The sequence below is a fragment of the uncultured Oxalicibacterium sp. genome, assembly GCF_913776015.1.
GTDB lineage: Bacteria > Pseudomonadota > Gammaproteobacteria > Burkholderiales > Burkholderiaceae_D > Oxalicibacterium.
Window position 1 is genome coordinate 1 of record NZ_CAJYMD010000003.1, and the last position, 4,492, is coordinate 4,492.

Here is a 4,492-nt window from a genome sequence, read left to right on the forward strand (position 1 = left end):
AGGGATGGCAACATCAGCACGCAAAACGGCGCTCGCCAAGGAATCCATCTTTGCGTGGGAAGGCAAGGACAAGAGCGGCAAGATCGTACGTGGGGAGATTCGCGCCGGAGGTGAAGCCGTCGTCAATGCCACTTTGCGCCGCCAGGGCGTTCTCGTCACCAAGGTCAAGAAAAAAACCTATCGCAGCGGCAAGAAGGTGTCGGAAAAGGACATCACATTGTTTACGCGTCAATTGGCAACCATGATGAAAGCCGGCGTGCCGTTGCTGCAATCGTTCGACATCGTCGCCAAGGGCAATGACAATCCGGCTGTCTCGAAACTGGTGCAGGACATTCGCGCCGATGTGGAGACTGGTACCAGCTTGAATCAGGCTTTCCGCAAATTCCCGCTTTATTTCGATCCGCTTTTCTGCAATCTGGTTGGGGCTGGCGAACAGGCCGGTATCCTGGAAGATCTGTTGACGCGCCTGGCGATCTACAAGGAAAAAACGCTGGCGATCAAGAGCAAGATCAAGTCGGCGATGTTCTATCCGATCTCGATTCTGGCCGTTGCCTTCATCGTGACCGCCGTCATCATGATCTGGGTGGTGCCGGCCTTCAAGGAAGTCTTCAAGAGTTTCGGCGCCGATCTTCCTGCACCGACGTTGATGGTGATGGCGATTTCCGACTTCTTCGTTGCCTATTGGTATGTGATCTTCGGCTTCCTGTTTGGGGGCTTGTACCTGTTCTTCCAGTCATGGAAGCGCTCGCTCAAGGTGCAGCAAAGCATGGATCGCCTGCTGCTCAAGACACCCATCTTTGGCCCGGTGATCCGCAAGGCGACGATCGCGCGCTGGACGCGTACGCTGGCCACCATGTTCGCCGCCGGTGTACCGCTAGTCGAATCACTGGACTCTGTCGGTGGTGCTTCGGGCAATGCCGTTTATCTCGATGCCACACGCCGCATCCAAACTGAAGTCAGTACCGGTACCAGCCTGACAGTGGCCATGCAGAATGCCGATGTGTTCCCAAATATGGTCACGCAGATGGTCGCCATCGGCGAAGAATCGGGTTCGCTCGATAACATGCTGGGCAAGGTCGCGGATTTCTATGAAGAAGAGGTCAACGATGCCGTCGCCTCGCTCTCCAGCCTGATGGAACCACTGATCATGGTCATCCTTGGCGTGCTGATCGGCGGCCTCGTTATCGCCATGTATCTGCCCATCTTCAAACTCGGTTCGGTCGTCTGATCGTCTTCTGACACTTCATTGCCTGCATGCGCGAACGGGATTACCGTTCGTACCGCTGCAGACAATGAAGCTCTCCATCTCCGCCATACCATTTCTCATGTTCGACACCGTCCTCTTTGCACCACCGGCCACCGTACTACCCGCCGCCATCGCAGCATTGTTCGGCCTGCTGATCGGCAGCTTCCTGAACGTCGTGATTCATCGCCTGCCAAAGATGATGCAACGCGAATCCGACAATTACGTTGCCAGTGAAAGCGGCAAGCCACTGCCCCATGAAGATCGCTACAACCTCATGGTGCCGCGTTCCGCATGTCCGCAATGCGGTCATCGCATCACTGCAGTCGAGAACATTCCCGTCATCGGCTACGCCCTGATCGGCGGCAAATGCAGTGGCTGCAAAACACCCATTTCGATACGCTATCCGATCGTCGAAATACTGACTGCCGCGTTGTCGGCATTGTTGATCTGGCAGTTCGGCAGCGGCTGGGCTGGACTTGCAACGCTGCCTTTTATCTATCTGCTAATTGCGCTCACTTTCATCGATGCAGACACCAAGCTGTTGCCGGACGACTTGACCTTGCCGTTGCTATGGCTCGGCCTGCTGGTCAATTTGTACGGCGTTTTCGTGCCGTTGTCCGATGCGGTGATCGGCGCAATGGCTGGCTATCTGAGCCTGTGGTCGATCTATTGGTTGTTCAAGTTGATTACGGGGAAGGAAGGCATGGGTTATGGCGACTTCAAGCTGCTCGCCGCACTCGGCGCCTGGATGGGCTGGAAGATGCTGCCTGTCATCATCCTGTTGTCATCGGCTGTTGGCGCAATTGTCGGCATCGGCCTGATCGTGCTGACCAAACGCGGCCGCGACAATCCGATTCCGTTCGGTCCCTATCTGGCCGCTGCCGGTTTGCTGGCATTGCTGTATGGTCAGGATATTCTGCGAACCTATTTTGATTTTCTGTGACCATGCCTGACGTGACAACCCCTCCCTTTTCGATCGGACTGACCGGCGGCATCGGCAGTGGCAAAAGCACTGTCGCCGATCTGTTTGCCGCACGTGGTGCCAGCATCGTCGATACCGATCTGATTGCGCACAGCCTGACTGCGCCGGGCGGACTTGCCATCGAACCGATCCGCGATGCTTTCGGCGATGACTTCGTGCAAGCCGATGGCGCCCTCAATCGCGCAAAAATGCGTGAGACCGTCTTTGCTGATCCCGCGCAGCGTCACAAGCTCGAAGGCATTCTGCATCCACTGATCCGCGAGCAAACGGTCAAGGCGGCACTGGAAGCGAAGGGCAGCTACGTGATTTTCGTGGTGCCCCTACTGGTGGAGTCCGGCACGTGGATCGAGCGTGTTTCGCGCGTACTGGTCGTCGATTGCCCAGAAGAAAGGCAAATCGAACGCGTCATGCAGCGTAGCGGCTTATCCAAGGAACAGGTTCGCGCCATCATGCAGACTCAGGCCACGCGAGCTGAACGACTGATAGCCGCCGATGACATCGTCCTTAATGACGGCGATGCAGGCACACTCCCGGCATTGGTCGATGCATTGCACGCGCATTATCTGGTACTCGCGCAGCAACAAATCTGAACTAGGACATTCGCTTGTAGCGTCAGTCTATTCATGCGTTGCGCAGCAATCCATTCGCAGCAGAACGACTGGATCGTGGTTATCGCAAAGCAAATGCGGCGGCCATTTGTAATTTGTTGCAGCTTCGGTCAGAATCACACAATTACTACGTAAGTAACCCGTTATTCAACGCCCGGGTCACCTTTTAAGGGATGCCACTTTGATTGTCTACGAATACCCTTTCAACGAGCGTATTCGCACGTTGCTGCGGTTGGAAGACCTGTACGAGAAGTTCGCGTTTTTCATCGGTCACGAGCACCCGCAGCACCATCACGTCGCACTCTCTACCATTTTCGAAATGCTCGAAGTCGCCGGTCGCGCAGATCTGAAATCGGACCTGCTGCAAGAGCTGGAACGTCAGAAGCAAACCTTGCTTAGTTTTCGCTCCAATCCGAATGTCGAGAGCGAGATGCTCGATGCCATCCTGTTCGATCTCGATCGCATCAGCAGCGCACTCAGTGCCTCGCAAGGCAAGACCGGACAGCATATTCGTGAAAACGAATGGCTGATGAGCATCCGCGGCCGTACCATCATTCCCGGCGGCGCCTGCGAATTTGATCTGCCGTCGTATTACGCATGGCAACACGATGCGCCCGCACAGCGCGTGGCGGATATCCAAAAATGGTTCATGCCGCTGATGCCGCTGTTCGACGCCATCAGCATGGTGCTACGCCTGCTGCGCGAATCGGGCCGCCCGGTCAAGATGATTGCCCAGGCTGGCAGCTATCAGCAAATGCTGCAAGGCAAAACCTATCAGATGCTGCGTCTGAATATCGATGAGTCGCTGGGCGCAATTCCCGAAATTTCGGCCAATAAATACATGTTGTGGGTGCGCTTCACCAATCAGGATGGTGACATGAAACCCAAACCGCTCGAAAGCGATGTGCCGTTCGAGCTGAGTCTCTGCAGTTTCTAGGAAGTCACATGGCTGCTGTCGTCAATTGCCCCACCTGTGGCGCCAAAGTGGAATGGATCGAAGCCAACAAGTTTCGCCCGTTTTGTTCTGATCGCTGCAAACAGATCGATCTCGGTGCCTGGGCGGAAGAAAAATATGTCATCCCCGTTGCCAATCCACTTGAGGATTTCGAGGACGATGCACCGGCGCAGCCTTCACCGCGCGATCATTGAATAATTTTGAAGGCGTAGGAAAGCGGCGTTACGCGCGCCCGGCGCTCTCCGGATAACGCAGCCGATCGAGCCATTCGATCAGGGGAATCGTCGCTGGCAACAGCGGTTCCACACCGACACTCCCCTGCCAGGCAAATGCCTGATTCTCCAGACTTTGCGGCTCCCCGCGCCAATCGTGGCTGATGTAGAAATGCAGGCGTACATGCGCATGCGGATACACATGCTCGACGCCGCACCAAGGCTCGGCAGACAGCACGGTAATCCCCAGCTCTTCCAGCATCTCGCGCTTGAGCGCATCGAGAATCGCCTCCTCCTTTTCCACCTTGCCACCCGGGAATTCCCAGTAACCGGCGTATGGCTTGCCTTCCGGGCGTTGACCCAGCAACACGTCGCCATTCGGTTTCATGAGAATGCCGACAGCGACATCAATCGGCGTAGTATTTTTAGACATTCGATTCAGTGAAGAAGGCGGGTAGAAGCTTTTGAAATCGTTGCTTACTTCGGCAT

Annotated in this window: 6 protein-coding genes; 5 read left to right on the forward strand and 1 reads right to left on the reverse strand. The window is 55.7% G+C overall.

Annotation, left to right across the window (positions count from 1 at the left end):
* The first annotated feature begins 4 nt into the window (after positions 1 to 4).
* The 5 genes from QZ725_RS00615 (at position 5) to yacG (ending at position 3,985) form a co-directional block, all read left to right on the forward strand.
* Positions 5 to 1,228 (forward strand): type II secretion system F family protein, encoded by a 1,224-nt coding sequence (locus QZ725_RS00615; RefSeq protein ID WP_293775538.1) that lies wholly within the window; start codon positions 5 to 7, stop codon positions 1,226 to 1,228.
* 97 nt (positions 1,229 to 1,325) lie between these two features.
* Positions 1,326 to 2,189 carry an A24 family peptidase gene (locus QZ725_RS00620; RefSeq protein WP_293775533.1) on the forward strand — a complete coding sequence of 288 codons (864 nt, stop codon included), beginning with the start codon at positions 1,326 to 1,328 and terminating at the stop codon, positions 2,187 to 2,189.
* A gap of 11 nt (positions 2,190 to 2,200) precedes the next feature.
* Entirely contained in the window at positions 2,201 to 2,818 is a 618-nt protein-coding gene (gene coaE / locus QZ725_RS00625; RefSeq protein WP_293775534.1) for a dephospho-CoA kinase, read from the forward strand.
* A gap of 199 nt (positions 2,819 to 3,017) precedes the next feature.
* The gene (gene zapD / locus QZ725_RS00630) at positions 3,018 to 3,773 is read left to right on the forward strand and encodes a cell division protein ZapD (protein WP_293775535.1); all 756 of its coding nucleotides are present in this window, start codon (positions 3,018 to 3,020) and stop codon (positions 3,771 to 3,773) included.
* An 8-nt stretch (positions 3,774 to 3,781) separates the two neighbouring features.
* Complete coding sequence (gene yacG / locus QZ725_RS00635) at positions 3,782 to 3,985, forward strand: DNA gyrase inhibitor YacG (RefSeq protein WP_293775536.1); 204 nt, start codon at positions 3,782 to 3,784, stop codon at positions 3,983 to 3,985.
* 28 nt (positions 3,986 to 4,013) lie between these two features.
* Here yacG and QZ725_RS00640 read toward each other — a convergent pair whose 3' ends face one another.
* A complete protein-coding gene (locus QZ725_RS00640) occupies positions 4,014 to 4,436 on the reverse strand; it encodes an NUDIX domain-containing protein (RefSeq protein ID WP_293775537.1) in 423 nt (140 codons plus the stop codon).
* Positions 4,437 to 4,492 lie beyond the last annotated feature (56 nt).

Excerpts from the sequence above, each read along its gene's own strand:
- QZ725_RS00615 (WP_293775538.1), top strand. The coding sequence starts at position 5 with ATGGCAACATCAGCACGCAAAACGGCGCTCGCCAAGGAATCCATCTTT.
- QZ725_RS00620 (WP_293775533.1), top strand. The coding sequence starts at position 1,326 with ATGTTCGACACCGTCCTCTTTGCACCACCGGCCACCGTACTACCCGCC.
- yacG (WP_293775536.1), top strand. The coding sequence starts at position 3,782 with ATGGCTGCTGTCGTCAATTGCCCCACCTGTGGCGCCAAAGTGGAATGG.
- QZ725_RS00640 (WP_293775537.1), bottom strand. The coding sequence starts at position 4,436 with ATGTCTAAAAATACTACGCCGATTGATGTCGCTGTCGGCATTCTCATG.